A 24,276-nucleotide genomic window follows, 5' to 3' on the forward strand; every position below is an offset into this window, starting at 1 on the left:
GGTCGTGGCGTTTTGCCTTGAAGCGAGTAACCCGAAAGGCATTCACCATGACAGCCACGGACACGATCGATGGCCCCGATACGGCCCGTTCCAAAAGCGAGGGGGGTGAAAAGACCGCGTCGTTGTACCGGATGGTGATGCCGGGGCATTTGTGTCCCTTCGGGCTGAAGTCACTGTCCATGCTGAAACGGCGCGGATACCAGATTGACGACAATCCCCTGACTACGCGCGATGAAACCGACGCGTTCATGGAGGCGCACGGTGTGAAGACGACGCCGCAGACCTTTATCGATCGTGAACGGATCGGCGGGTACAGCGAACTGAAAGCGCATTTCGGCTATCGCGTGCTGGGCGACGACGACACGACCTACATGCCCGTGATCGCGATCTTCGCCAGTACTGCGCTGATGGCGCTGGCGATCGTGTTGAACCTCTATGACGGCATTCCGCTGCTGACATGGTTGAAATGGTTCTTTGCGAGTTCGATGGTGGTTCTGGCCGTCCAGAAGCTTCAGGATGTCGAAGGCTTCGTGAATGGCTTTCTGGGCTATGACCTGCTGGCGCAGCGATACGTGCCATACGGCTATGCCTATCCCTTTGCCGAGCTTTACGCGGGCGTAGGCATGATGGCACTGATCGGTACGGGCAGCGCGCTGATCTGGCTGGTCGCGCCTGTGGCGATCTTGATCGGGGCCGTCGGCGGGTGGAGCGTGTTCAAGGCCGTCTATATCGACAAGCGCGAGTTGACCTGTGCCTGCGTCGGTGGCGGATCGAACGTGCCCTTGGGGGTCATTTCGCTGACCGAAAACCTGGTTATGCTGGGCATGGGGATATGGATGCTGGCCGGCCAGATGGCCGGATAGCGGGGTCAGGCCTGCGCGATCCACTGGCCCGGCTGCGACTGCACGATGCCCTGGTCGTCGACCGAAATTCTTGTGGTCGTACCTGTCTCGACAGTTTCGACTTCGTAGGTGTCTTCTGAAATGCGCCGGAAAACGAGATGAAGCGGGGTAAGCTGTTCGGTTGCCATGTCCAGCCGTGCCGCGATGATTTCGGACTGCGCGCCAGTGTCGAGGGCAAGACGGCGGATTGGCAGGGTAAAGCTCGCCGGCGTGAAGTCGAGGAGGATATCGGTGGCGCCCTGGATGCCGGGCATCGGGGCGTCGTTCAACGTCCAGCTGCCGTCCTTCTTGTGGCGCAGATTCAGGCGGGATTTCCTGCCGATTCGAACGCGCCGGGTCGTGCCATCGGCACGGGCGCGGATGCGGTATCGAAGAACGGTGCCGTCCGCGTCGGTCGAGGATCCGTCGATCAGATATCCGCCCTCGGCATCGGCGAACCGGCAGGCGTCATTGCCCTTGCCGTCTTCGCGCAGCCAGAGAATTGCATGTGCCCCTGCGATCATGACGCTCTCTCCTGTTTTGAGTGTATCCTAGCATGATGCGTGCAACGCGGCACGAAAAAGGCCGCCCTCCAAGGCGGCCTTTTCGAATGCGGGATGGTGGATCAGCTTTCGGGACCGACCGAGGCGAGATAGGCCCAGATATCCGCGGCGTCCTCTTCCTTGCGCAGCTTGAAGGTCATTTTCCCGCGACCGTCTTCGCCGGTGTATTCTTTCAACCACGGCGTCGGGTCCTGCACGTAGCCGGTAAAGCTTTCCTGGTCCCATTCGAGACCTGCTTCGCCGGCGGCGACCACGAGGTCGGAATAATTGAAATCCTCGACCGAGCCTGCGGTGCGACCGGCGAGGCCATAAAGGTTGGGGCCGACCTGGCCGCCCTTGACGATGGTTTCGCCTGCGTCGTCGATGACCATGTGGCAGGCCTTGCACTGGCGAAAGGCTTTTTCGCCGGCTTCGGCGTCACCGTCCTGGGCCAAGGCGGGGGCGGCAAGACTGGCAAGGGCGATGGCTGTAAAGTGGATCTTCATTGAGTCCTCCATACGTTTGGCTGTCTGTATGACATAGCTGATATCAGGCCAAATCAACCGACATATTCTCAACCTTGCGGCGGGTTTGAAGGTTCCGCATGGTTGACGGATTGCCGCAGCGAAACTCAGGCAACGGCGTGGGCTATCGCGCACTGCTTCCACAGGACGCCGAGCGCTTCGACAAGGTGGTCGATATCGTCGTAGCTGTGCAGCGGGCCGGGGGTGAAACGCAGCCGTTCGGTGCCCTTGGGCACGGTTGGATAGTTGATCGGCTGCACGTAGATGCCCCAGTCCTGCATCAGGATGTCTGCCAGCATCCGGCACTTGACCGGGTCCTTGATCATCACGGGGATGATGTGGCTGGCATTGTCCATGTGCGGGATGCCGCGCTTGTCGAGCTGGGCCCGCAGGTAGGCGACTCGGTCGCGTTGCGCGTCACGTTCGGCGCGGCTTTGCTTGAGATGCGCGACGCTGGCTTGCGCTGCCGCGGCCACGGCCGGGGGCAGGGCGGTGGTGAAAATGAACCCCGAGGAAAAGCTGCGGACGAAATCGCACATCGCGGCCGAGCCGGTGATGTAGCCGCCCATGCAGCCATAGGCCTTGCCCAGCGTGCCCTCGATCAGGGTGATGCGGTCGGCCAGGCCTTCGCGCTCGGACACACCGCCACCGCGCGGGCCGTATAGGCCGACGGCATGGACCTCGTCGAGATAGGTCATGGCACCGTGTTTCTCGGCCACTTCGACGATTTCCTGCATCGGGCAGATGTCACCATCCATGGAATAAACGCTCTCGAATGCCACGATCTTGGGCGCGTTGGCTGGCAGCGTGGCCAGTTGCCGGTCGAGGTCTTCGGGGTCGTTGTGCTTCCAGATGCGTTTCTGTGCGCGGGAGTGGCGGATGCCCTCGATCATCGAGGCGTGGTTGAGCTCGTCCGAGAGGATCACCGCGTCGGGCAGGCGCGCGCCAAGCGTGCCGAGCGCGGCCCAGTTGGACACGTAGCCGGAGGTGAAGAGCAGGGCACTTTCCTTGCCGTGCAGATTGGCCAATTCGTGTTCGAGTGCCACGTGATACTTGTTGGTGCCCGAAATGTTGCGGGTGCCGCCGGCGCCGGTACCGCACTGGTCGATGGCGTCCTTCATCACTTGGCGAATTTCGTCGTTCTGGCCCATTCCCAGATAGTCGTTGGAGCACCAGACCGTGACCTCGTCGGGGGTGTCGGCGTCATGGCTGCGCGCCCGGGGGAAATCACCGCAGCGGCGTTCGAGTTCGGCGAAGATGCGGTAGTTGCCCTCTTCCTTGAGTGCGCCGAGCTGCGCGTTGAACATGGCATCAAAATCCATGGGATCCCTCCGGTCTTGTATTTTTGTCTTGTGTCGGTTTGGGCGCGGGAAGCATCCAGCGCCAGAGCTTGGCATCGGGCAATGGCAGCACCATCAGCCAATGTTCGAGAAGCGCGAGGCCGGCGATCGCCGACAGAAGCGCGAAGCCCACCACGTCGAATGCGGATTGGGCCGCGTAGAGCCGTTCCAGCCAGCAGGCCACGGCGAAGGTCAGGGCCGACACGGAGATCGGGAAGACCCAGTTGAGCCGCTGGATGCGGAAATGGCTGGCGAGGTGGCCAAGCGCCTCGGGCAGGAATTCGGTGTTGATGCGCGGCACGCCGAAATAGAGGTTCAGCTTGGCCGAGATACGGGCGAAGTAGAGGATCGTGAAGGTCCAGAGGCCAAACGTGTTCACCGACCCGGCGGCGTGCAGCCACATCGCGACGAAGATCAGCGTCAGCAAAGTCTCGTGATAGGCCACGGTGCCCCAGGCGCGGATGAAGCGTTCCCATTCCGGCAGGCCGTCGGGACAGGCGCGCAGGTTGGGGCCGGTGATCATGCCCGTCAGGAACGTGAGTTCCACCCAGCCCCAGATCGCCAACGCCGCGAGGAACGCGCCATAGGCCGCAAGCGTCGTGTCCATCGACAGGGTCGCCTGGAATCCCCAGAGGCCAAGAGCCAGCAAGGGCAGCGACGACAGCAGGCAGATCATGCGGGCGTTTCCGCCGGCCCGGTCGGCATGGCGCACCACCATCAGGATCGCCCCGGTGGAGAACCACCAGATAAAGAGGGCCGCAAGGGCCGCGATCCAGGGGGAGGTCAGCATCGGGTCGCCCGGTCCCGGGCCTGACCCGGGACCTCTGCCGGCACGAGGCCCCGGATCAAGTCCGGGGCGGGTCGTGCGATATGGCGAGGGCCGGTCATCAGTAGGCCGGCTCCAGCCGCACGTTTTCGGGCACCTTGTGCGATTTCGAGGGGATCAGCATCAGCCGCACGAAGGCAGTACCCGCGCGCGCCTGCGCCGACAGACGCTTGACGAAACCCATCGGCCCGCCCTCTTTGCGCGCGGCGTCGAGGTCTACGTTGGCCTTTTGCAGTTTCTCCAGGAGCGGCTGCCATTTCGGGCTTTCGATATCCAGGGTGATCGGGAAGATCTGCTTGGTCAGCGTGGATGTCTTGGTGAATACCTCGTGCGCGTACCAGTCGGGATCGACGCCGAGTGCCTTATGAAAAGCCGGGCGCTGGTGGTCGCGGACATACATCGTCGCGTAGACCGCCGTGAGGAAGAACTTGATCCAGTAGACATTGCGACCCGAGGTCAGCTTGGGGTCCGTCTTCATCAGCAGGGCGAAGGCCTCGCCGTGGCTGAACTCGTCATTGCACCATTCGCGGAACCACTTGAAGATCGGGTGGAAGCGATGCTCGGGGTTGGCCTCGAGGTGGCGGTAGATGGTGATGTACCGCGCGTAGCCGATCTTTTCGCTGAGGTAGGTCGCGTAGTAAATGAACTTGGGGCGGAAGTAGGTGTATTTCTTCTTTTGCGTCAGGAAGCCCAGGTTTACGCGTAACCCCGCTTCGCGCAGGGCGTCGTTGATAAAGCCGGCATGCCGGGCCTCGTCACGGGCCATGAGCTGGAAAAGCTGGGTAATGTCCTTGTTGTTGCCGCGGCGCTTCATCTCCTTGTAGAGGACGCAGCCCGAGAACTCGGCGGTGCAAGATGAGATCAGGAAGTCGATGAATTCCTTTTTCAGGGCGGGGTCCATCCCCTCCCAATCGACATGGTCCCAATCCTCGTTCTTCTTGAAGTGGCCCTTGTTGGGGTCGGCCTGCATCTGGTCGATCAGCTTGTCCCAATCGGCGCGCACCGGGCTGACGTCGATGGCGTCAAGCTCGTCGAAATCGGTGGTGTAGAACCGCGGCGTGAGCAATGTGTTGGACATCGCCGTCTCGGTCGCCATTTCATCGTTGTACTGGCGATCCTGCGCTTCGGCGATCGCGAGCCCCTCTTCAACGGTGGTGGCGTCAGCGGTGTGCTTTCCGGTGTGGGCGTTCATAGCGTAACCTCCTCTGAGAAGGAAAACTCGCACAGCTCCATTACCTCGAAATCACCCGTGAGGCGGGTCCAGAGCTGTTCCAGTTTGCTGGCGCGAACGATGGTGGCCTCGCGCTCCTCGCTGACCACTTCGCCGAAGGGCGCCATGATCTCGGGTCCGTGAACCTTGACCTCGTCGCCGGGGTGGATCACCGCCCCGTTGTTGAACCGCACATGCGCGTGCAGGGATTCAAAGCAGTGTGATACTTCGACCGTGCAGGGCGCCCTTTCTATGTCTTTGGTCAGCCATCCCATTTTGGCGTCTCCTTTTGCTATTGTGCCAGGAGCCTTGCAAAGGCCTTGGCGTTGTCGATGCCGAACCCCATGAGGTCGGCACTCCAGCCCGTGGACGGGTCGTGGATCGCGATGCGTCCGTTGTCGTAGCGGACGAGTGTCAGCGGGCCTGTCAGGGCCACGCGGTGTTTGGTGCGCTCGCGCTGGATCACCCTCCAGACGCCCGAGATGAACCCGCCCTCTTTCGGGTTCAGGTCGGCGATGAGCGTGCCGTCGAGGTCGGTCACGGTGGCGCTGCCGGACATGTCGCCCGACAGGTTGAAGGTGCGTTCATGCGTGATGGTACCGGTGGGCGGCGTATAGGTGACCGGCTGGCCCGACAGGCGCGACCAGCTGACCAGCGCCAGAACGATCAGCACGAAGGTGCAGACCGCGAAGACCAGCGCGCGCGGGACGAGTTCCTTGTCATGTCCGTCGCGGTCGTTTGCGTGGATGTGGTCGATCTGGGCCATGTCGTGTCAGGTCCTTGTCATTCCGCCGGCACGGCGCCTGGGGCGATGTCGTCCGCGCCGGTGTCGGTTTCGGCCGGTATACGGGCCAGTTTTGGTGCATTGACCTGCGCCTCGGCCGTCTCGGCAATGAGGCGCGCGATGCGGGCGGCGTCGTCGATAGCGCGCAGCGCGGGCTGCGGCTTGCGCACGTGCCAGGGCCGCACATGAGGCCAGCAGGTCAGGTAGCTGAGCGGCGGCGGGTCCATCAGGTCGAGCGCGATGGTGCCGTTGCCCGAGCGGCGCAGCGCCAGATCGGCGCTGGCGATCCGGCTGAAGGGCAGGTTGAGCGTGACGGTCAGCGCCGCGCCGACGCGCATCGCCACGCGTCGGTTGGTGATGGTGTAGACGGTGGCGCGGGCCTGCACATAGCCGATCAGAAGCAGGAGTGCCGCAGCCACCGCGCCGATGACCAGGAAAGGGAAGGACACCCGGAACGCATGTGCCATGCCAACCTGATCGAATAGGGTGACGAAGCGCCAGGCAAAGAGGACGACGAAATAGCCCACCACCCAGTATAGGTTGAGCGACTGCACCGTGAGCGCCCACCAGTTGGGCCGGCCCTGCCACAGAATCTGCTCGCCCTCGGGCGGGCGTTCGGGCAGGCCCGGCACCGGTTCCACGTGAAAGTCGTCATGGGGCATCGTCGTCTCCTCCGTCGGTCCGGCTGTCTCAGCCCAGCTTGGGGTTGAGGCGGGCGTCGTCGGCATAGATCGTGCCGCCGCCGTAATAGGCCGAGATCTTGTCTTCCTCGAGCTTGGTCACCTGGTTGGGCGAGGCGTGTTGCGGCACGCCGGCAAAGTGCTTGCCGTAGAGCTTCAGCACCTTGACGTGGTTGCTCTTGATCCGCGTCAGGGTCATCGGCACCAGTCGCTTGCCGCCGCCGTGATCGCCGTCGAGTTCGATTTCGAGGTAGCGGACCAGTTGCTCAGGCTCATCGACCCAGAGATCGGTGATCATGCCCACGACCTCGCCGTCGCCGGCCATGACAGGCAGGCCGCGCGGGTCACGGCCCGCGGCCACGTGGAAGTGTTCGTTGGCCGACATCGGCACGATCTTGGGGTGGCCGTGACCGTCAAGTTCCGGCACGTCCTCGCGGTTGGCCCAGGAGGCCGGGCCGACGCCATCGGCAAGCGGGTCGCCCGTGGGTTCGAACGGAAAGCCGTTGCCCGCAGCGGTTTTTTGCAGGGCCACGTTTTGCCGGTCGGGGCGCTGGCCCGACGGAACGGTCAGTTCGCCCCGGCCATGAGGCAGGATGAAGGTCTTGTCGCCCGGGATCGGGAAGGGACCCTGGTTGGCGGACAGGTTGCCGTCATCATCTTCCAGGGGGTAGCCCTCGCGCATGTTCTCGCGCTGGATGTAGATGATCAGCCCGGCGAAGAAGATCCAGAACAGCCAGATCGAAAGACTGGCGAGATCGAAGTTGGCGAAGAAAGCGTTACTCATGGCATATCCTTTCCATGGATCGGCACATCATGTCGGGAAGTCGGCCAGGCCGATGCGGGCCGCCTCCGATGGGGTGGAATGGGTGGCGGCGCGCGGGTTGCGCACCAGTGGCCCGATCACGGCGAGCGTGACGAAGAGAAGGGCGATTTCGGTGTGGTAGACAAAGGTATAACCGGTGGCGGGCGTGTTCAGCACCTCGCCCCATGCGCCGGAGGTGGCGGCAGCATTGACCGCGTCGCGGATGCCCCCGCCAAAGGCGATGGCGAGCCCTGCCGCGGTGGCCTGCGCGGCACCCCAGGCACCGAGCGCGAGGCCGTTGCCAGCCTTGCCTCGGGTGGTCATGGTCATTGCCGCTGTGAGAGTCGAGACGGCGAAGACGCCGCCGCCCAGCCCGATCAGGCAGGCCCCGGCAAAGAAGAGGGCGGTCGAGTTCATCGGCGCGGCGAAGACCACGATGGCAAAGGCCGCGACACCGATCAGAACGCCGAGGGCCGCCAGCCGGTGCGCATTGCGCCCCTGCGCCAGGGAGCGCCCGGTCCAGACGAAGCCGGCCAGTGCGCCCGTTGCCCAGAGCGCGGTCAGAAGTGTGGTGGACGACACCGAGAGGCCCAGGATTTCGCCGCCATAGGGCTCGAGCAGGACGTCCTGCATGTTGAAGGCCATGGTGCCGATGAAGACCACCGCCAGAAGACGCCCGGCCTGACCGCCGGACATCAGGTCGGCCCAGGCCTCGGCGAACCGGGGGCGGGGCGCGGCGCGTTCCGCGTGTGTCATCGGCGCCATCTTTTCCTGTTTCCACAGCGCGATGAGGTTGAGCACGATGCCCGCGAGCGCCGCGCCCTGCACGACGCGGATCAAGGCCAATTCGCTGAAGTCTCGCAGAAGCCAGCCGATGACGATGGCGGAGACGCCCATGCCCAGCAGGAACATCACGTAAAGCAGCGCCACGACGCGCGGGCGTGTCGCCTCATCCGCGCGGTCGGTGGCGAGGGCCAGACCGGCGGTTTGGGTCATGTGCAGGCCGAGGCCGGTCATCAGGAAGGCCAGGCCGGCCAGAACCTCGCCCGCGAAGGGCACGTCGTGGACGGTATTGCCCGACAGGACTAGCAGGGAAAAGGGCATCACCGCGAGGCCGCCCATTTGCCAGAGCGAGCCGAACCAAAGGTAGGGCACGCGCTTCCAGCCGATGGCGCTGCGGTAAGTGTCGGAGCGAAAGCCGAGCAGAGTGCGGAAGGGCGCGATCAGGACGGGCAGGGCGATCATGACGGCGACGATGGTGGCCGGGACCGAAAGCTCGACGATCATGACGCGGTTGAGTGTGCCCAGCAGCATGACCGTGGCCATTCCGACTGACACCTGGAACAGTGAGAGCCGCAGCAGTTCGCCCATCGGCAACCCCTCGCTGGCCGCGTCCGCGAAGGGCAGGGCGCGCAGGCTGAGGTGCTTGAGGGGCGAAGGACGGCTCATGCAGTCACCTCCATCGCGTGGGAAATGTAGAAGCCCGAGGTCACACGTTGAAGCGGCACAAGGGTGCCGGTGCCTTCGGCCCGCGCATAGGCGCGCGACAGGCGCGCGGGGCTGTGCGGGATCATGGTGGGCGAGCGGTCGGAGCGGGGAAAGAGCTTGCCCGCGTACCACATACCCATCAAGAGCGGCGTGCGCGGGGCGACGGTGAATACGATCCTGCCCGATGTGCGCGCCATGAGCGTAGCCAGCGACCGGGCGATATCGGCGTCGCGGTAGTAGATCAGGCTGTCCATCGCCAGAACGTGGTCGAAGCGGCCCAGCCCCGCATCCAGCATGTCGCCGGCGTGAAAGGCCACGCGGTGGGCCAGCGTTTCGGGCAGACGTCGTTGGGCGATGCCCACGAGCGAGGGCGAAATGTCGACGGCCACCACGTCGGCCCCGCGTGCGGCGAGTTCGGTGGTCATCGCGCCGGTGCCGCAGCCCGCATCGAGGATACGCGCGCCGCGCAGGTCATTGGGCAGGCGCGACAGCATCTGTTCGCGCATTGCGTCCCGCCCGCGCCGCACGGTTTCCCGGATCTTCGAGACCGGCGCATCGCTGGTCAACGCCTCCCACGTGCGGCTGGCGGTCTTGTCGAAATAGGTTTCGACCCGGGTCAATGTGCGGTCGTAAGTCATGCCGAGTCCCCTGCACGTGTCGCGCCCCGGACTTGATCCGGGGCCTCGACGTTGGCCAAGAGGTCCCGGGTCAAGCCCGGGACGGCAATGCGATATGCGGCGGCGTAGTTCATCAATCGAACCCCAGGAGCTCGAAGATATCGCGGTCTTCCATCGGGGCGGGGGCCAGCGGTTCGGTGCCGCGCCAGAGGGTCTCGGCCAGCTGGACGTATTCCTTGCGGGCCATGACGATGTCTTCCTCGTCGGGCATCTCGAAGAGGGTCTTCTTTTTCAGGCGCGAACGACGGATGGCGTCGTAATCGGGCATGTGCGCGATGCGGTTGAAGCCGACTTTCTCGCAGTAGCGGTCAACCTCGTTGGTCTCTCGCGAGCGGTTGGCGACGCACCCGGCAAGCCGGACCTTGTAGTTGGCCGACTTGGCCTGAACCGCGGCGATGATGCGGTTCATGGCGTAGATGCTGTCGAAGTCATTCGCGGTGACGATCACCGCGCGGTCGGCATGTTGCAGGGGGGCCGCGAAACCGCCGCAGACCACGTCGCCCAGCACGTCGAAGATCACCACATCTGTGTCTTCCAGCATATGGTGCTGTTTCAGCAGCTTGACCGTCTGGCCCACGACATAGCCGCCGCAGCCGGTGCCGGCGGGCGGCCCCCCTGCTTCGACGCATTTGACGCCGCCCCAGCCATCGGCCACGAAATCCTCGGGTCGCAGTTCCTCGGGGTGGAAATCGACCTCTTTCAGGATGTCGATCACCGTTGGCTGCAAGCGACCGGTCAGGGTGAAGGTACTGTCATGCTTGGGATCGCAGCCGATCTGCAGCACGCGCTTGCCCATCTTGGCGAAGGCCGCCGAGAGGTTCGAGGACGTGGTGGACTTGCCGATCCCGCCCTTGCCATAGACCGAGAAGACCTTGGCCCCTTCGATCTTCATCGATGGGTCTTGGTGAACCTGAACCGATCCTTCGCCGTCTTGGCCCCTGAGGGCCGGAATGTCGTCGCGAGGGCTCATGTGTCGCCTGTCCTTTCGGGGTTACGTGTCATTCTGCTGCGACTCCTTCGAGGTGATCTTCGAGGGAGTCGGCGGCGTTGCGCAGGGCCGAGAGAGTGTCCGTATCGGGCTGCCAATAGGAGCGGTCATGCGCCTCGAGCAGGCGGTTGGCCATGCGCGAGGAGGCGGTCGGGTTGAGTTCCGCCAGGCGCTGGCGCATGTCCGCGTCGAGGATGAAGGTCTCGGAAAGGCGCTGGTAGACCCAGGGCTCGACCTGGCCGGTGGTGGCGGACCAGCCCATCGTGTTGGTGAAGGCGCTTTCGATCTGGCGGACGCCTTCGGCACCGTGTTGCAGCAGTGCCTCGTGAAACTTGGGATTCAGCGCGCGGGAGCGGCTTTCGAGCGAGACCTGGTCGGCCAGCGTGCGCACCTTGCCCGCGCCGCGGGTGGTGTCGGAGATGTAGATCGCCGCCTCTTCGCCGCCGCGGGCGCGTTTGACCGCGCGCGAGATGCCGCCCAGCGTGTCGAAATAGTGGTCGACCGTGGTGACGCCGAGCTCGACGGATTCGAGGTTCTGGTAGGCCAGTTCCACGTCGCCAAGCGCGGTTTGCAGGAGCTTGTCGTTGGCCGCCGCCTTGCCGTCGACGCCATAGGCGAAGGACTTGCGCGACAGGTAGGCGTCGGCCAGTTCGTCCTCGTCGTCGAAGGCGGAGCTGTCGACCATCATGTTGACGTTCGAGCCATAGGCGCCCTCGGCGTTGGAAAAGACGCGGAGGGCGGCGGTTTGCAGATCGCAGCCGATCTTTTCGGCATAGGCCAGCGCATGGGCGCGGATGAAGTTCTGTTCGACCGGCTCTTCTGCCTGCGCGGCCTTGAGCGCGGCCTCGGCCAGCAGCTTGGTCTGAAGCGGCAGCAGGTCGCGGAAGATGCCCGACAGGGTCATGATGACGTCGATGCGGGGACGGCCCAGATCCGTGAGCGGTATGAGGTCCGCCCCGCAAAGGCGGCCGAAACTGTCGAAGCGCGGTTTGGCGCCCATGAGCGCCAGGGCCTGCGCCAGTTGCGAGCCATCGGACTTGATGTTGTCGGACCCCCAGAGGACGATCGCCACGGAGCGTGGCAGGGTCTTGTGAGTGTCCAGCAGAAGCTGCGCCTGTGCGGCTCCTTCGCGGCAGGCGAATTCCGACGGCATGCGGAACGGGTCGAACGCGTGAATGTTGCGGCCCGTGGGCAGGATGTCGGGTGAGCGGATGAGGTCGCCGCCATGCACCGGCGCGGTATAGCCGCCCGCCAGCGCGTGCAGGATCGCGGGGATCTCGGTGCTTTCCCGCAGATGTTTGTCGGCAGTGGCGCGGGTCGCGGCATCGGCGTCGGCCATGAGATCGAGATACTCGGCGCGGGCCATGTCGGACATGGGCCGGCCCACGACATGCAGACCCTCGGGGATCAGGGCATCCTCGGTTTCCAGCAGTTTCAGCCAGAGCGTTTCGGGGTCAGTGTCGCCCAAGTCGACGGCCTCGGCCTGTTCGGCGATGAGGGTTTCCAGATCGGCGCGCTCAGACGCGCCGGGGCGCGTGGCGCGCCAGCGGGTCAGGCTGTCTTTCAGCTCGGCCAGACCCTTGTAGAGCCCGGCGGTGGCCAGTGGCGGGGTGAGGTGCGAAATGGTGACGGCGCCGGAGCGGCGCTTGGCGAGGCTGGCCTCGGACGGGTTGTTGGCCGCGTAAAGGTAGATGTTGGGCATCTCGCCGATCAGGCGGTCGGGCCAGTCGCGCGGGCCGACACCCGCCTGCTTGCCCGGCATGAATTCCAGCGCGCCATGCATGCCGAAATGCAGGATGGCGTCGGCCTGGTAGGTGTTGCGCAGCCACTGGTAGAATTGCACGAAGGCATGGGTGGGCGCGAAGCCGCGCTCGAAGAGCAGGCGCATCGGATCGCCTTCGTAGCCGAAAGCGGGTTGGATGCCGACAAAGACGTTGCCGAAATCCTGGCCCAGCACGAAGACGCCGCGCCCGTCGGATTGCACCTTACCGGGAGCGGGGCCCCAGACCTCTTCGATCTCGGAAAGGTGGGGCGCGTTTGCGACGATGGTGTCGGCGCTGACATGGGCGGCGACATTGGCCTCTTGCCCGTATTGGGCGGCGTTGCCTTGCAGGATGGCGGCGCGCAGGGCGTCGACGGTTTCGGGTACCTCGATGTCGTAGCCCTGGGCCTGCATTTCCCGCATGGTGTTGTGCAGGCTTTCGAAGACGGACAGATAGGCGGCAGTGCCCACGGCGCCTGCGTTGGGCGGGAAGCCGAAGAGGACGATGGCGACTTTCTTTTCGGCCGGCTTGCGGCGGCGCAGGCGGATCAGGCGCTCGGTTTTCTCGACCAGGCTGTCGATGCGCTCGGGGCAAGGGGCCATGGCCTTGTTGTCCGGAGCCGCCTTGCAGGCATGGGCGCAGCCGGTGCAGCCCTCGGGGCCGTGGCGGCCGGCGAAAACGGTGGGGCAGGTCGCGCCGTCGAGTTCCGGCAGGGCGATGAGCATCGTCGTTTCTATCGGGCCGAGGCCCTGGGGCGAGTCGGCCCATTGGCCCAGTGTCTGGAATTCCAGCGGATGGGCGGCGATGTAGGGCAGATCGAGGTCGTTGAGCACCGCGATGGCCGCGTCGTTGTCGTTATAGGCTGGGCCGCCGACGAGGCTGAAGCCGGTCAGCGAGACAAGCGCGTCGATCTTCGGGCCACGCTCGGTGCGGAAGAACGCATCGATGGCGGGCCGGCCGTCAAGACCGCCGGCGAAGGCGGGCAATACATTGAGGCCACGGGCATGAAGGGTGCGGATGACGCCGTCGTAATGCGCGGTGTCGCCGGACAGGACATAGGAGCGCATCATCAGGAGGCCGACAGTGGGCGCGCCGGGGATGTGGCCCGGCAGGTCGGCGGGGTCGGTGGTGATGCGGTCGGGCAGGTCGGGGTGGAAAAGCCCGGTATCGGGATATTCCACGGGCAGGGCCACGCGCGCGCCGCGCCAATCATCGTGGCGGCAGTAGCGCGAAATGAGGAAGCGGATCAGGCCTTCGACATTCTCGTCCGACGCGCCGAGCCAGTATTGCATCGTCAGAAACCAGGCGCGCAGGTCCTGCGCCTTGCCGGGGATGAGCTTGAGGATGCGGGGCAGGCGGCGGAGCATCTTCATCTTCTTGGCGCCGCTGTCGACATTCTGCTTGGTCTGGCCGCGCAACTTTTTCATCAGCTTGCGCGTGCCGGATTCCGGGGCCTGCATGTCGAGCGTGCCCATGCGCGTCAGGCGCACGATCTTGGCGTCGGCAATGATGCCCGCCAGCGCGTCGCAATTTTCGCGCCGCGCTTCGAGGTCAGGCAGGATCGCGTTGATGTGGTCTTCGAGGAAGAGAAGGTTGGCGATGAGGATGTCGCCCGAGGCGATGTCGGCGCGGGCGGCGGCCAGAGCGGCGTCGCTTTCACCCCATTCGGCGGCGGCGTGGACCTTGAGTTCCAGACCCGGGAAATCCATGCCGAGGTTCAGTGCCGCGCGTTCGCAAGGGCCTGCGGCATGGCTGTCCAGCGTCAGGATCACGACCTTGTAAGGCCGGGTTATCATGGCGTCATCGCGCATAATGGGCCTTTGCCTCGTAAAGGGTATCAAGGCTGATCTGCGTCATGCCGCGCTCGGCGGCGAAGGTTTCGGTATTGCGCCGGGCCTTGCCGCGCACGAAGAAGGGAATCTTCTTCAGTTCCTTCTCGGCGTCGGCGAGCCAGGTAATGGAGGTATTGTCGTTGGCGGGCTGCGGTTCCTCAGCCGGATGGTAGGGAGGTCCCGGGTCAAGCCCGGGACGGTCTTCCGCCTTGCGGTCGACCGCCTTGTGTCCGTGATGGCTGGCGCCCGCGTCGTCGTGGAATTCGAAGTCGTCGCGGAACATGTGCAGCAGGTGCTCTTCCAGCCCCATGACCAGCGGGTGGACCCAGGTGTCGAAGATGACGTTTGCGCCTTCGATGCCCATTTGCGGGCTGTAGCGGGCGGGGAAATCCTGAACGTGGACGGGGGCGGAAATGACGGCGCAGGGGATGCCAAGGCGCTTGCCGATATGGCGCTCCATCTGGGTGCCGAGGATCATCTCGGGCGCCAGTTCCTCGATCCGCTGTTCGACGTCGAGGTAGTCGTCGGTGATCAGCGCCTCGACGCCGTAGGCCTTGGCCAGCGCGCGGATCGGGCGGGCCATCTCGCGGTTGTAGCACCCAAGGCCGACCACCTCGAACCCCATCTCGTCGCGGGCGACGCGCGCGGCGGCGGCGACATGCGTGCCGTCGCCGAAGAGGAACACGCGCTTGCCGGTGAGGTAGGTGGAATCGACCGAGGCCGAGTACCACGGCAGGCGCAGGCGGCTGACGTCGAGGTTTGGCTCTTGCCCCGTGATCTCGGCCACCTCGGCGATGAAATCGCGGGTGGCGCCGACACCTATGGGGATAGTCTTGGTGAAAGGCTGGTCCAGTTCACGTTCCATCCAGCGGCAGGCGGCCTCGCCGGTTTCGGGATACATCAGCACGTTGAAATGCGCGGCACCTAGCCGGGTGAGATCCTGGGGTGTTGCGTCAAAAGGCGCGCAGACGTTGACGGAGATCCCCATGTCCTCGAGCAGGGCGGTCACCTCGGTGATGTCGTCGCGGTGGCGAAAGCCGAGGGCCGTGGGGCCGATCAGGTTGGCGGTCACATGGCCCGTGCGCTCCATCGGGCGGGCGAGGTTGCGCACCAGCTGAAACAGGGTTTCATCGGCGCCGAAGTTTTCCTTGCGCTGGTAGCTGGGCAGTTCCAGCGCGATGACCGGACAGGGCAGGCCCATCTGCTCGGCCATGCCTCCGGGGTCGTCCTGAATCAGTTCGGCGGTGCAGGAAGCGCCGACGATCATCGCCTGAGGCTGAAACCGCTCATAGGCCGCCTGAGCCGCGGTTTTGAAAAGATTTGCCGTGTCCGCTCCCAGGTCGCGGGCCTGAAATGTCGTGTACGTGACGGGCGGGCGGTGGTTGCGCCGCTCGATCATTGTGAAGAGCAGGTCGGCATAGGTGTCGCCCTGCGGCGCGTGCAGGACGTAATGCAGGCCCTTCATCGCGGTGGCGACGCGCAGGGCGCCGACATGCGGTGGGCCTTCATATGTCCAGACCGACAGCTTCATTCCGCCGCCTCCAGCCGCAGCTTGGCGCGGCGATGCAGTGGGCGGGAGAAGAGACCCGCAAGGTCACCGGCCTGCTCGTAAAAATGAACCGGGGTGAACACGAGTTCGATGGCCCACTTGGTAGCCAATCCCTCGGCCTCAAGCGGGTTGGCGAGGCCAAGGCCGCAGACCGTCAGGTCGGGTTGGGCCGCGCGGCAGCGGTCGAGCTGCATTTCGACATCCTGCCCTTCGGACAGGGTAGGACCCTTTTCGAGCAAGTCGAGGTCCGGGCCGGCAACGCCCTTGTGGATGTAAGGTGCGCCCACTTCGATGGCGCTCATCCCGCATTCGCGGGTGAGAAACCGGGCCAGCGGGATCTCAAGCTGGCTGTCGGGGAAAAAGAAGACGGACTTGCCGTCCAGTTTCTCCGCCGCCTGCGAGATCGCTTTTTTGGCCCGTGCGCGGGGCGCGTGTGTTACATTGTCGAACAGGGTGATGTCGACACCGAACTCCATTGCCACGGCGCGAAGCCACGCGGTGGTGCCTTCTTCGCCGAACGGGAAAGGCGCAGGAATGTGACGCGCCCCGCGCTTTCCAAGTGCGGCGAGGGTGCCGCCGAGGAAAGGCTGGGTGAGGATGAAAGAGGTGTTGGGACCAACCGCGAGAGTGCTATCGGCGCGGCGCGCTGGCAGCACTTTCACGTTCCCGAGGCCCATCTTGGACAGAAGGTCGAGCATCTGGTCCTCGACCACGTCGGGCAGGGCGCCGACCACGAGAAGCTGATGCTCGTCCGTTTCCGGCAGGACCGGGACCATCGAAGCGAGGCACGCGTCCTCGCCCTCGGTGAAGGTGGTCTCGATGCCGGAACCCGAGTAATTCAGCACCCGCACATGTGGCGCATGTTGCAGTGACAGCTTTTCGGCGGCGCGGGCAAGATCCAGCTTGATCACCTCGGATGGGCAGGAGCCCACTAGAAAGAGCTGGCGGATATCCTTGCGGCGCTCCAGCAGGCGGGCGACCTCGCGCTCAAGCTCGGCTTGGGCATCGGCGAGGCCGGCAAGGTCGGTTTCCTCCAGAATCGCGGTGCCGAAACGCGGCTCGGCGAAGATCATCACGCCGGCGGCGGATTGCAGCAGATGGGCGCAGGTGCGCGAGCCCACGACCAGAAAGAACGCGTCCTGCATTTTGCGGTGCAGCCAGATGATTCCCGTCAGTCCGCAGAAGACTTCGTGCTGACCGCGCTGTTTCAGGACCGGGGCGTCACGGCATCCGGTGGCCGGAAGAGGCGTGGTTTCGTCGGTCATGCCGGCACCTCTGACGGGCTTGCCGACTGAAGCCGCGCCGCGCGCAGTTTGAGCAGGAACTGGGTGGCGTTGATTGCGTAGGCGGCATAGGCCGCGAGCGCCAGGATCATCAAACCTTGAGGGGACAATGCGGCCGTGAAAAGCGCCCATAGATAGGCCGTGTGCAACGCGATGACCGCAAAGCTGAACACGTCCTCCCAGAAGAAAGCGCTAGCGAAAAGGTATTGACCGAAAACGATTTTCTCCCAGATCGCCCCGGTGACCATGATCAGGTAGAGGAAGCCGGTCTTGACCAGGATCGACCACGTGGCCAGCGTATAGCCTTCGCCCGTCCATAGGTAGCGCAGCACGAGGCCGAGCGAGACGAGAAAGACAAGGAATTGAGCGGGCGCGAGAACGCCCTGAACCAGTGTCCAGATACTGGCATCGCGACGGGCGCGCTGTTCGGGTGTGTAGAGCAGGCCCGGGCTCGTTTTTGGTGGCGCTTGAAGCGTCATTGACTCCCCCTCGCAGACCGTAAGGTCGTAGCACGATGCTAGGGGCGCGGGCTTCAAAGTGTCAACTAAAATTTACACCTTGATCCGTTGTGATATGTCGACACGAGAGAGCGGGGCGCGACTCGAACATATGTGATTTTCAAAGGTGTTTCGCGTCACTCAGATCTTGGATTCAAGAAATAAAGTTCTGGAAAACAGGGGATTAAATGATCGCGTCATGCGTGTATGTCAGGAAAAATTGACATTGAGGCGCGGCGGGCGCAGACTAATTGAGACTACATACGTGCCTGACGCCTGCGGGCACAGTCATGTTGTCGAACGCGGGGGAGAAGCGCGTGGGAGAGTCCTCTGACAGAAAAGGCTCCGGCCTTTCCAAGACGCAGCAGCCGGCCATTCGGTTTCTCGTGGAATCGGCGCTGAGAACGGTCATTTCAAACACGACTAGGTCCGCGCCGCGGACGCGGGAGGAGTGGATCCAAAGGCTGTGCGAAGCGCTGATGTCGGACTCGGAAAGCAGCTACCGGGCGGCCATCGCCTCGCTGATGGCAACCGGTGTCAGCAGTGAAGAGATTTTCCAGTCATACATCCCGGCCGTCTCGGCCTATCTCGGTGAGCTTTGGGTCAGTGATCGGGCGAGTTTCGTCGATGTCACCGTTGGCGCCTCGCGTTTGCAGGGATTGTTTCGCGACAAAGGGGGCCAAGCTTCGGCGCAGTGGAGCGACCGAAGCATCCCGCTTGGTCAATCCGTGCTGATGGTCGTGCCGCAGTACGAACAGCATGCTCTTGGCGCTTTTGTCGCTGCCGACAATCTTCGCCAGCATGGGCTTTGGGTTCACATGGCGATTGGCCTGACGCGGGAGGAATTGGCTGAACTTTCGGGCACCCGGCGCTTCGCGATGATCGGAATTTCGGTCGCGACGCGGAATTCGGTTGAAAAAACCATCGAACTTATAGATTACCTCCGCTCGAATGCAAACTATATGCCACCAATCGTGATCGGTGGGCGAGCCGTCGAGGCTGATCCGAAAGTCGTATCTAAGACCGGCGCAGATCACGCGGTTCGCACTGCTAGAGAAGCGATAGAAAAATGTGGCCTGTCGAGTGTAGCAGAGGCGTTGCCGTTCAGCGGAGCGATCTGATGGTACTTGGTTCGGGGATTGACGGAGTGGTCTGATGACCCGTGAGACTCGTAAGTCTGAGCGACTACGCGCCGGGGCATTGCCCGATCCTTCCGGGGTGCACAATATCGTGGAACAGGCCGGTGACGTGGCTGTCTACGTGGCCGACGATGGTGAGGTCGCCGGCATTTCCGTAAATCCCGACTGTCCATCGCTCGGGTGTCTGGACCATTGGGTTGGGCGGCCTTTCAAGAATTTCCTGACCGTCGAGAGCAAGGAGAAGCTCGATCTGCGACTGGCGGAGATGCAGGCCGAGCCCGACCGGACTCCGCGGGGCCTGGAGCTGAACCACATCGACAATGCCACTTGGGAATTTCCAATCCGCTATACCCTGCACAGGGTTTATGACGGTGGGTTGCTTCTGCTTGGGCGAGACATGCAGCCCATTGCGGAGGTCCAGCAGCGCCTTGTCGCGGAGCAGACGGCGCGCGAACGTGACCAGCAGCGATTGCGCGGGGAGCAGACATTCTATCACGTCGTGCTGGAGGCGTCCGAGACGCCGCTGATCCTGGTCGAGCCGGAAAAGGGCCGCATTCGCGACCTGAACAGTGCGGCGGCGATGCTTATGGGGACCAATACCGACACTCTGAGCGGGTCTTCTCTGGCGCAGGCGTTCGACGGACGGCGCCGCGAAGAGTTGTTGGAAGCGATGCGCAGCGCGGCCGGGTCGCGCGAGGCGCGCGGAATTGACCTGGTGGCGCGACGCAACGAGCGCGAGCTGAAGCTCTACCCCGAATTTTTCCGCGCGGCGGGCGATCTTTTTCTGCTGTGCCGCGTGCGGCCTGCGGATGGTGACGCCGGCACGGCGGTCGAATCGGCGCAGGTGATGGCTGCGCTTTACGCTGCCACCAGCGATGCGATCGTGATCACCGATGGCAAGGGCGTGATCCGCGACGCCAATGAGGCGTTCCTGACCATGGCGGATGCTGCTCAGTTGCGCGATGTCCGTGACAGCGACCTTGCCGATTTCCTTGTGCGCGGCGCGGTCGACGTCAAGTTGATGCTGGAGGCTGCCGCCAAGCAGGGCAAGCTGCGCAACTATGCCACGCAGATTGCCAGCGTTGTCGGCACGCGAGCCAGCGTCGGCGTGTCCGTGGCACGTTTGCGTGACCCGGCGGGCGATTTCGGCTTCGGTTTCATCCTGCGCAGCTCGACCTCGAACGACACGGGTGAGGCGGAAATATCCAGCGTGGTCAGCGATGAGGCCATGAAGAACGTCATGGACCTTGTCGGTACGGCCTCGTTGAAGGAGCTGGTCTCGGCGACGTCGGACGTCATCGAAAAGCTGTGCATCGAGACGGCGGTGCAATTGACGGGCAACAATCGCGTGGCAGCGGCCGAGATGCTGGGGCTGTCGCGGCAAAGCCTTTACGTAAAGCTGCGCAAGCACGGGCTGATCAACTCCAACGCGGACGAATAGGCATCGAAAAGCTTTGAGAAAGCTTTTCGGAAATCCTTTGTGAAAGGATTTCCCGGAAGATCGTCGCCGGCTCGGAAAAAGTCCTTTCCCGAATCCGAGTTGTAAACCATACTTGACACTATGAGTGTCTCATTGGGCATACGTGCGTTGCGCCGCTGGCCCGAACCGCGCGCCATTCTGACCCTGATCAAACCGATCACGTGGTTCCCGCCGGTCTGGGCCTATCTGTGCGGCGTCGTTTCCAGCGGCGTGCCGGTGATGTCGGCGCCTTGGCTGGTGTTGATCGGCATGGTTTTGGCCGGGCCGGTGGTCTGCGGCATGAGTCAGGCGGCCAACGACTGGTGCGACCGGCACGTGGACGCGATCAACGAACCGGACCGCCCGATCCCGTCGGGCCGCATCCCGGGGCGCTGGGGCCTGTGGATCGCCCTTTTCATGAGTATTGCCGCGCTGGCGCTGGGGTCGACGCTGGGCCCGTGGGGCTTTGGCGCGACGGTGTTTGGCGTGCTGGCGGCCTGGGCCTATTCGGCCGAACCTGTTCGGATGAAGAAATCGGGTTGGTGGGGGCCGGGTCTGGTCGCGCTGTGCTACGAGGGGCTACCGTGGTTCACCGGGGCTGCCGTATTGTCGGCCGGCGCGCCGGCATGGCAGATCGTGGCCCTGGCGCTGCTTTATGCCGTGGGCGCGCACGGGATCATGACGCTCAACGATTTCAAGGCTTTGGAGGGAGATCGGCAGACAGGGGTGAACTCCCTTCCCGTTACGCTCGGCCCGGAGCGCGCGGCGCACGTGGCCTGCTGGATCATGGCTGTGCCGCAACTTGTGGTAATCGCAGCATTGGCGTGGTGGGGGCAGGTGTATCACGCCGCTGCGATTGCTGCACTGCTGCTGGTTCAGCTTTGGGCGATGCGCGTGCTGCTGTCCGATCCGAAAGGCCGCGCGCCTTGGTATAACGCTACGGGCGTCACGCTTTATGTCAGCGGCATGATGGTCGCGGCCTTTGCGGTCAGGGGGGTGGTATGACGCTGGGGTGGGGCGGTATCACAAGGCTGTGCCTGGCCAACGCCGCGATCGGCGGGATGGCGGCCCTGCCGGTGAACCTGTTCAACAGGTTGATGACGGTCGAGCTGGCGTTGCCTGCGCTGTTGCCCGGGTTCCTGGTGGCGCTGCATTACGCCGTGCAGTTATCGCGTCCAATCTGGGGGCATCGTTCTGACACCAAGGGCGGGCGGACACCGTTCATTCTGGGCGGAACGCTCGTGGTGGGCGCGGGGCTTGTGCTGACGGCCTGGGCAATCGCCTTTGCGCCGAGTACGCAGGTCGCGCTTGCGTTCTGGATACTGGCCTATGCACTGATCGGGTTCGGGATCGGGGCGGCGGGGACCTCGTTCCTGGCCTTACTGGCGACGGCGGCTCCGGATGACAAGAAAGGCGCGGCGGCCACGTTCGCCTGGCTGATGCTGATTGCGGGCGCGATTGCGGCGTCGGTGGGCGCGGGTGTCGCGCTGAAACCCTACAGCCCGGAGCGGCTGATGCTGGTTGTTCCAGTGGTCGCGGCGGCCTGTTTCGTGGCTGCATTGATCGCCACTTGGGGAGTCGAGCGGCGCCTTGGCGCCGTGCCCGCACCACAGGAGCCAAACCTCGGCCCGGCCTTGCGCGCGACGTGGGCGGACCCGGCGGCGAAGGCGTTTACCGGGTTTGTCTTCCTGTCGATCCTGGCCTTCTACCTCAGTGAACTGGTGTTGGAGCCTTTCGCAGGCCATATCCACGGTCTGACACCTGACGAGTCGACCAAGCTGTCGGGCGGCAAGGATGGCGCGGCGCTGTTGGGGATGCTGATGGCGGGCGCGTTTTCGACGTTCAAGCTGGGCAGCTTACGGACATGGGCCGTTACCGGCTGCGTGGTGTCTGCGGTGGGCCTGATGGGCCTTGGTGCAGGCGCGGCACTGGTGCCATTCACGGTTATTCTCGGGCTGGGCAACGGCTTTTTCGTCGTGGGCGCGATTGGCTCGATGATGCGGCTTGCCGCAGCGCAAGAGGGCGCCACCGGCACGCGGATGGGTGTTTTCGGGGCAGCCCAGGCGGTGGCTGCCGGGCTGGCCGGATTGATTGCCACGGGCACGCTGGACCTGGCCCGCACGATATTGAGCGATGAGGCAGCCTATGCCGCTGTCTTCGGCCTCGAGGCCGTGCTGTTCTTGGCCGCCGCGTTGGTGGCGGTGCGCATCCTGCACCGGCCTCATGCGCCGCTGCTGCAACCGGGAGAATGAGAGATGTATGACGTTGTGGTGGTAGGAGGCGGCCCGAGCGGGGCCACGGCGGCGGAGGACCTGGCAAGGTCCGGTCACAAGGTGGCGCTGCTGGACCGGGCTGGCCGGATCAAGCCGTGTGGCGGCGCAATCCCTCCGCGCCTGGTCGCGGATTTCGATATTCCCGAAGACCTGCTGGTGGCCAGGATCACGACGGCAAGAATGATTTCTCCGACCGGGCGAAAGGTGGATATTCCGATCGAGAACGGTTTCGTCGGCATGGTTGACCGCGAGGATTTCGACGAATTTCTGCGCGTCCGGGCCGAGGCCGCGGGTGCTGTGCGCGCCACCGGGACATACAAGCGGATCGTGCGCGAGAACGGACAGGTAAAGGTTATCTTTCGCGAGAAGGTCAGCGGGAACGAACGTGAATTGCCCTGCAAGCTGGTGATAGGCGCTGACGGTGCGCGGTCGAACGTCGCGCGGGATGAGGTGGAGGGCGGCGACCGGATTCCCTATGTTATCGCCTATCATGAGATCATCGCGGCGCCCGGCAAGGTCGGAGAATACGATCCAACCCGTTGCGACGTGATCTATGACGGCCGGATCAGCCCGGATTTCTACGGCTGGGTCTTTCCGCATGGCAAATCTGCCAGCGTGGGAATGGGATCGCTTGTGAAAGAGGTGGACGTGAAGCAGGCCACCGCCGATCTGCGCGTGGCCAGCGGGCTGGCGGAGTGTGAGACGATCCGCAAGGAAGGCGCGCCGATCCCGCTGAAGCCGCTGGACCGCTGGGATAATGGCAAGGATGTCGTCCTGGCCGGGGATGCGGCAGGCGTGGTCGCGCCCAGTTCCGGAGAAGGTATCTACTACGCCATGGCAGGCGGGCGCGTTGCGGCCACGGCAGCGGCGGCGACGCTGGCATCGGGGCGGGTCAAGGACCTGCGGCTGGCGCGGCAGCTTTTCATGAAGGAACACAAGACGGTGTTCCGGGTGCTGGCGTCTATGCAGAATGCCTATTACAAGTCGGACGAGCGGCGCGAGCGGTTCGTGTCGCTGTGCCATGATATCGACGTGCAGCGTCTGACCTTCGAGGCGTATATGAACAAGAAACTGGTAAAGGCCCGGCCCATGGCCCACCTGAAGATCGGGCTGAAGAACCTGGCGCATCTGACGCGGCTGGTGCCGGCGGCCTATACATGAGCGTGATGATTCCGACTTGGATCGGCGGCGACCTGGTGGCCGTCGAAAAGCTGGAAGCCCATGAGCGCGGCTTGCGGCACAAGGCGGTGTCGGTGTTCGTGCTTTGCGGCAATGAGCTGCTGATCCAGCGACGGGCGTTGGCCAAGTATCACACGCCGGGCCTTTGGGCGAATACCTGCTGCACGCATCCCAACTGGGGCGAAGACGCCGAGGCCTGCGCGCATCGCCGGCTGATAGAAGAGTTGGGAGTCGAAGGCCTGGCGCTGGACTATCGCGACCAGCTGGAATATCGCGCCGACGTTGGCGGCGGGCTGGTGGAGCACGAAGTGGTGGATGTGTTCGTGGCCAAAGTTTCGCAGCGGATCACCCCGAAACCGAACCCTGCCGAGGTCATGGATACGGCCTGGGTCGACCTTGACGACCTGCGCGACTATGCGCGCACCATGCCGGACATCTATACGCCGTGGCTGCGCATCTACCTTGAAAAGCACGCGGCGCAGATCTTCGGGCGGGTGGACAGCCCGGTGTGATGCGGCAAAGGGCCGGTTTCAAATAGACATCCGGCGCGGGGCTTGATT

At 64.0% G+C, this 24,276-nt stretch carries 23 protein-coding genes; 7 read left to right on the top strand and 16 right to left on the bottom strand.

Annotation, left to right across the window (positions count from 1 at the left end):
* Positions 1–47: 47 nt before the first annotated feature.
* The gene (locus PVV74_RS13565) at positions 48–863 is read left to right on the top strand and encodes a MauE/DoxX family redox-associated membrane protein (RefSeq protein WP_443217221.1); all 816 of its coding nucleotides are present in this window, start codon (positions 48–50) and stop codon (positions 861–863) included.
* A gap of 5 nt (positions 864–868) precedes the next feature.
* On the opposite strand, the gene PVV74_RS13570 is transcribed toward PVV74_RS13565, so the two are convergent.
* From PVV74_RS13570 to bchF, 16 genes are all read right to left on the bottom strand, one after another.
* Complete coding sequence (locus PVV74_RS13570; protein WP_274593562.1) at positions 869–1,405, bottom strand: putative glycolipid-binding domain-containing protein; 537 nt, start codon at positions 1,403–1,405, stop codon at positions 869–871.
* Between the two features lie 101 nt (positions 1,406–1,506).
* Positions 1,507–1,929: a c-type cytochrome gene (locus PVV74_RS13575; RefSeq protein ID WP_274593563.1), complete on the bottom strand. Its 423-nt coding sequence runs from the start codon at positions 1,927–1,929 to the stop codon at positions 1,507–1,509.
* Between the two features lie 125 nt (positions 1,930–2,054).
* Complete coding sequence (gene hemA / locus PVV74_RS13580; protein ID WP_103764318.1) at positions 2,055–3,269, bottom strand: 5-aminolevulinate synthase; 1,215 nt, start codon at positions 3,267–3,269, stop codon at positions 2,055–2,057.
* Positions 3,259–4,077, bottom strand: a complete 819-nt coding sequence (gene puhE, locus PVV74_RS13585; protein WP_103764317.1) for a putative photosynthetic complex assembly protein PuhE — start codon at positions 4,075–4,077, stop codon at positions 3,259–3,261. Before puhE ends, hemA begins: the two co-directional genes overlap by 11 nt.
* 97 nt (positions 4,078–4,174) lie before the next feature.
* A complete protein-coding gene (gene acsF, locus PVV74_RS13590) occupies positions 4,175–5,305 on the bottom strand; it encodes a magnesium-protoporphyrin IX monomethyl ester (oxidative) cyclase (protein ID WP_274593564.1) in 1,131 nt (376 codons plus the stop codon).
* Positions 5,302–5,598, bottom strand: coding sequence for a hypothetical protein (locus PVV74_RS13595; RefSeq protein ID WP_103764315.1), 297 nt, complete (start codon positions 5,596–5,598; stop codon positions 5,302–5,304). The genes acsF and PVV74_RS13595 overlap by 4 nt, the downstream gene beginning before the upstream one ends.
* Before the next feature lie 17 nt (positions 5,599–5,615).
* The gene (gene puhC, locus PVV74_RS13600) at positions 5,616–6,089 is read right to left on the bottom strand and encodes a photosynthetic complex assembly protein PuhC (protein ID WP_274593565.1); all 474 of its coding nucleotides are present in this window, start codon (positions 6,087–6,089) and stop codon (positions 5,616–5,618) included.
* A gap of 17 nt (positions 6,090–6,106) precedes the next feature.
* The gene (puhB, locus tag PVV74_RS13605; protein ID WP_103764429.1) at positions 6,107–6,769 is read right to left on the bottom strand and encodes a photosynthetic complex putative assembly protein PuhB; all 663 of its coding nucleotides are present in this window, start codon (positions 6,767–6,769) and stop codon (positions 6,107–6,109) included.
* Between the two features lie 28 nt (positions 6,770–6,797).
* Positions 6,798–7,571, bottom strand: coding sequence for a photosynthetic reaction center subunit H (gene puhA / locus PVV74_RS13610; protein WP_274593566.1), 774 nt, complete (start codon positions 7,569–7,571; stop codon positions 6,798–6,800).
* Positions 7,572–7,598: 27 nt separating this feature from the next.
* A complete protein-coding gene (locus PVV74_RS13615) occupies positions 7,599–9,038 on the bottom strand; it encodes a PucC family protein (protein WP_274593567.1) in 1,440 nt (479 codons plus the stop codon).
* Complete coding sequence (gene bchM / locus PVV74_RS13620) at positions 9,035–9,715, bottom strand: magnesium protoporphyrin IX methyltransferase (RefSeq protein ID WP_274593568.1); 681 nt, start codon at positions 9,713–9,715, stop codon at positions 9,035–9,037. Before bchM ends, PVV74_RS13615 begins: the two co-directional genes overlap by 4 nt.
* Positions 9,716–9,827: 112 nt before the next feature.
* Positions 9,828–10,724: a ferredoxin:protochlorophyllide reductase (ATP-dependent) iron-sulfur ATP-binding protein gene (gene bchL / locus PVV74_RS13625; protein WP_152493171.1), complete on the bottom strand. Its 897-nt coding sequence runs from the start codon at positions 10,722–10,724 to the stop codon at positions 9,828–9,830.
* 28 nt (positions 10,725–10,752) lie between these two features.
* Positions 10,753–14,316, bottom strand: a complete 3,564-nt coding sequence (locus PVV74_RS13630) for a magnesium chelatase subunit H (RefSeq protein ID WP_274593569.1) — start codon at positions 14,314–14,316, stop codon at positions 10,753–10,755.
* On the bottom strand, positions 14,306–15,868 hold the full coding sequence (bchB, locus tag PVV74_RS13635) for a ferredoxin:protochlorophyllide reductase (ATP-dependent) subunit B (RefSeq protein WP_274593570.1): 1,563 nt from the start codon (positions 15,866–15,868) through the stop codon (positions 14,306–14,308). The genes PVV74_RS13630 and bchB overlap by 11 nt, the downstream gene beginning before the upstream one ends.
* Positions 15,865–17,151 carry a ferredoxin:protochlorophyllide reductase (ATP-dependent) subunit N gene (locus PVV74_RS13640; protein WP_274593571.1) on the bottom strand — a complete coding sequence of 429 codons (1,287 nt, stop codon included), beginning with the start codon at positions 17,149–17,151 and terminating at the stop codon, positions 15,865–15,867. Before PVV74_RS13640 ends, bchB begins: the two co-directional genes overlap by 4 nt.
* Positions 17,148–17,648 carry a 2-vinyl bacteriochlorophyllide hydratase gene (gene bchF, locus PVV74_RS13645; RefSeq protein WP_103764306.1) on the bottom strand — a complete coding sequence of 167 codons (501 nt, stop codon included), beginning with the start codon at positions 17,646–17,648 and terminating at the stop codon, positions 17,148–17,150. The genes PVV74_RS13640 and bchF overlap by 4 nt, the downstream gene beginning before the upstream one ends.
* Before the next feature lie 335 nt (positions 17,649–17,983).
* Between bchF and PVV74_RS13650 the strand changes: the two genes are divergently transcribed.
* The 6 genes from PVV74_RS13650 to idi all read left to right on the top strand — a co-directional run bounded on the left by PVV74_RS13650 (position 17,984) and on the right by idi (position 24,228).
* A complete protein-coding gene (locus tag PVV74_RS13650; RefSeq protein WP_274593572.1) occupies positions 17,984–18,787 on the top strand; it encodes a cobalamin B12-binding domain-containing protein in 804 nt (267 codons plus the stop codon).
* A 34-nt stretch (positions 18,788–18,821) separates the two neighbouring features.
* Positions 18,822–20,246, top strand: coding sequence for a transcriptional regulator PpsR (ppsR, locus tag PVV74_RS13655; protein ID WP_103764304.1), 1,425 nt, complete (start codon positions 18,822–18,824; stop codon positions 20,244–20,246).
* Positions 20,247–20,366: 120 nt separating this feature from the next.
* On the top strand, positions 20,367–21,269 hold the full coding sequence (chlG, locus tag PVV74_RS13660) for a chlorophyll synthase ChlG (protein WP_274593573.1): 903 nt from the start codon (positions 20,367–20,369) through the stop codon (positions 21,267–21,269).
* Complete coding sequence (locus PVV74_RS13665; protein ID WP_274593574.1) at positions 21,266–22,516, top strand: BCD family MFS transporter; 1,251 nt, start codon at positions 21,266–21,268, stop codon at positions 22,514–22,516. The genes chlG and PVV74_RS13665 overlap by 4 nt, the downstream gene beginning before the upstream one ends.
* Positions 22,517–22,519: 3 nt before the next feature.
* Positions 22,520–23,698, top strand: coding sequence for a geranylgeranyl diphosphate reductase (locus tag PVV74_RS13670; protein WP_103764301.1), 1,179 nt, complete (start codon positions 22,520–22,522; stop codon positions 23,696–23,698).
* The gene (idi, locus tag PVV74_RS13675) at positions 23,695–24,228 is read left to right on the top strand and encodes an isopentenyl-diphosphate Delta-isomerase (RefSeq protein ID WP_103764300.1); all 534 of its coding nucleotides are present in this window, start codon (positions 23,695–23,697) and stop codon (positions 24,226–24,228) included. Before PVV74_RS13670 ends, idi begins: the two co-directional genes overlap by 4 nt.
* Positions 24,229–24,276 lie beyond the last annotated feature (48 nt).

The organism is Roseovarius sp. SK2, assembly GCF_028807495.1.
Lineage (GTDB): Bacteria > Pseudomonadota > Alphaproteobacteria > Rhodobacterales > Rhodobacteraceae > Roseovarius > Roseovarius confluentis.

Coding starts and splice junctions, on each gene's coding strand:
- PVV74_RS13565 (WP_443217221.1), top strand. CDS start 48: ATGACAGCCACGGACACGATCGATGGCCCCGATACGGCCCGTTCCAAA.
- PVV74_RS13570 (WP_274593562.1), bottom strand. CDS start 1,405: ATGATCGCAGGGGCACATGCAATTCTCTGGCTGCGCGAAGACGGCAAG.
- PVV74_RS13575 (WP_274593563.1), bottom strand. CDS start 1,929: ATGAAGATCCACTTTACAGCCATCGCCCTTGCCAGTCTTGCCGCCCCC.
- hemA (WP_103764318.1), bottom strand. CDS start 3,269: ATGGATTTTGATGCCATGTTCAACGCGCAGCTCGGCGCACTCAAGGAA.
- puhE (WP_103764317.1), bottom strand. CDS start 4,077: ATGCTGACCTCCCCCTGGATCGCGGCCCTTGCGGCCCTCTTTATCTGG.
- acsF (WP_274593564.1), bottom strand. CDS start 5,305: ATGAACGCCCACACCGGAAAGCACACCGCTGACGCCACCACCGTTGAA.
- PVV74_RS13595 (WP_103764315.1), bottom strand. CDS start 5,598: ATGGGATGGCTGACCAAAGACATAGAAAGGGCGCCCTGCACGGTCGAA.
- puhC (WP_274593565.1), bottom strand. CDS start 6,089: ATGGCCCAGATCGACCACATCCACGCAAACGACCGCGACGGACATGAC.
- puhB (WP_103764429.1), bottom strand. CDS start 6,769: ATGCCCCATGACGACTTTCACGTGGAACCGGTGCCGGGCCTGCCCGAA.
- puhA (WP_274593566.1), bottom strand. CDS start 7,571: ATGAGTAACGCTTTCTTCGCCAACTTCGATCTCGCCAGTCTTTCGATC.
- PVV74_RS13615 (WP_274593567.1), bottom strand. CDS start 9,038: ATGAGCCGTCCTTCGCCCCTCAAGCACCTCAGCCTGCGCGCCCTGCCC.
- bchM (WP_274593568.1), bottom strand. CDS start 9,715: ATGACTTACGACCGCACATTGACCCGGGTCGAAACCTATTTCGACAAG.
- bchL (WP_152493171.1), bottom strand. CDS start 10,724: ATGAGCCCTCGCGACGACATTCCGGCCCTCAGGGGCCAAGACGGCGAA.
- PVV74_RS13630 (WP_274593569.1), bottom strand. CDS start 14,316: ATGCGCGATGACGCCATGATAACCCGGCCTTACAAGGTCGTGATCCTG.
- bchB (WP_274593570.1), bottom strand. CDS start 15,868: ATGAAGCTGTCGGTCTGGACATATGAAGGCCCACCGCATGTCGGCGCC.
- PVV74_RS13640 (WP_274593571.1), bottom strand. CDS start 17,151: ATGACCGACGAAACCACGCCTCTTCCGGCCACCGGATGCCGTGACGCC.
- bchF (WP_103764306.1), bottom strand. CDS start 17,648: ATGACGCTTCAAGCGCCACCAAAAACGAGCCCGGGCCTGCTCTACACA.
- ppsR (WP_103764304.1), top strand. CDS start 18,822: ATGACCCGTGAGACTCGTAAGTCTGAGCGACTACGCGCCGGGGCATTG.
- chlG (WP_274593573.1), top strand. CDS start 20,367: ATGAGTGTCTCATTGGGCATACGTGCGTTGCGCCGCTGGCCCGAACCG.
- PVV74_RS13665 (WP_274593574.1), top strand. CDS start 21,266: ATGACGCTGGGGTGGGGCGGTATCACAAGGCTGTGCCTGGCCAACGCC.
- PVV74_RS13670 (WP_103764301.1), top strand. CDS start 22,520: ATGTATGACGTTGTGGTGGTAGGAGGCGGCCCGAGCGGGGCCACGGCG.
- idi (WP_103764300.1), top strand. CDS start 23,695: ATGAGCGTGATGATTCCGACTTGGATCGGCGGCGACCTGGTGGCCGTC.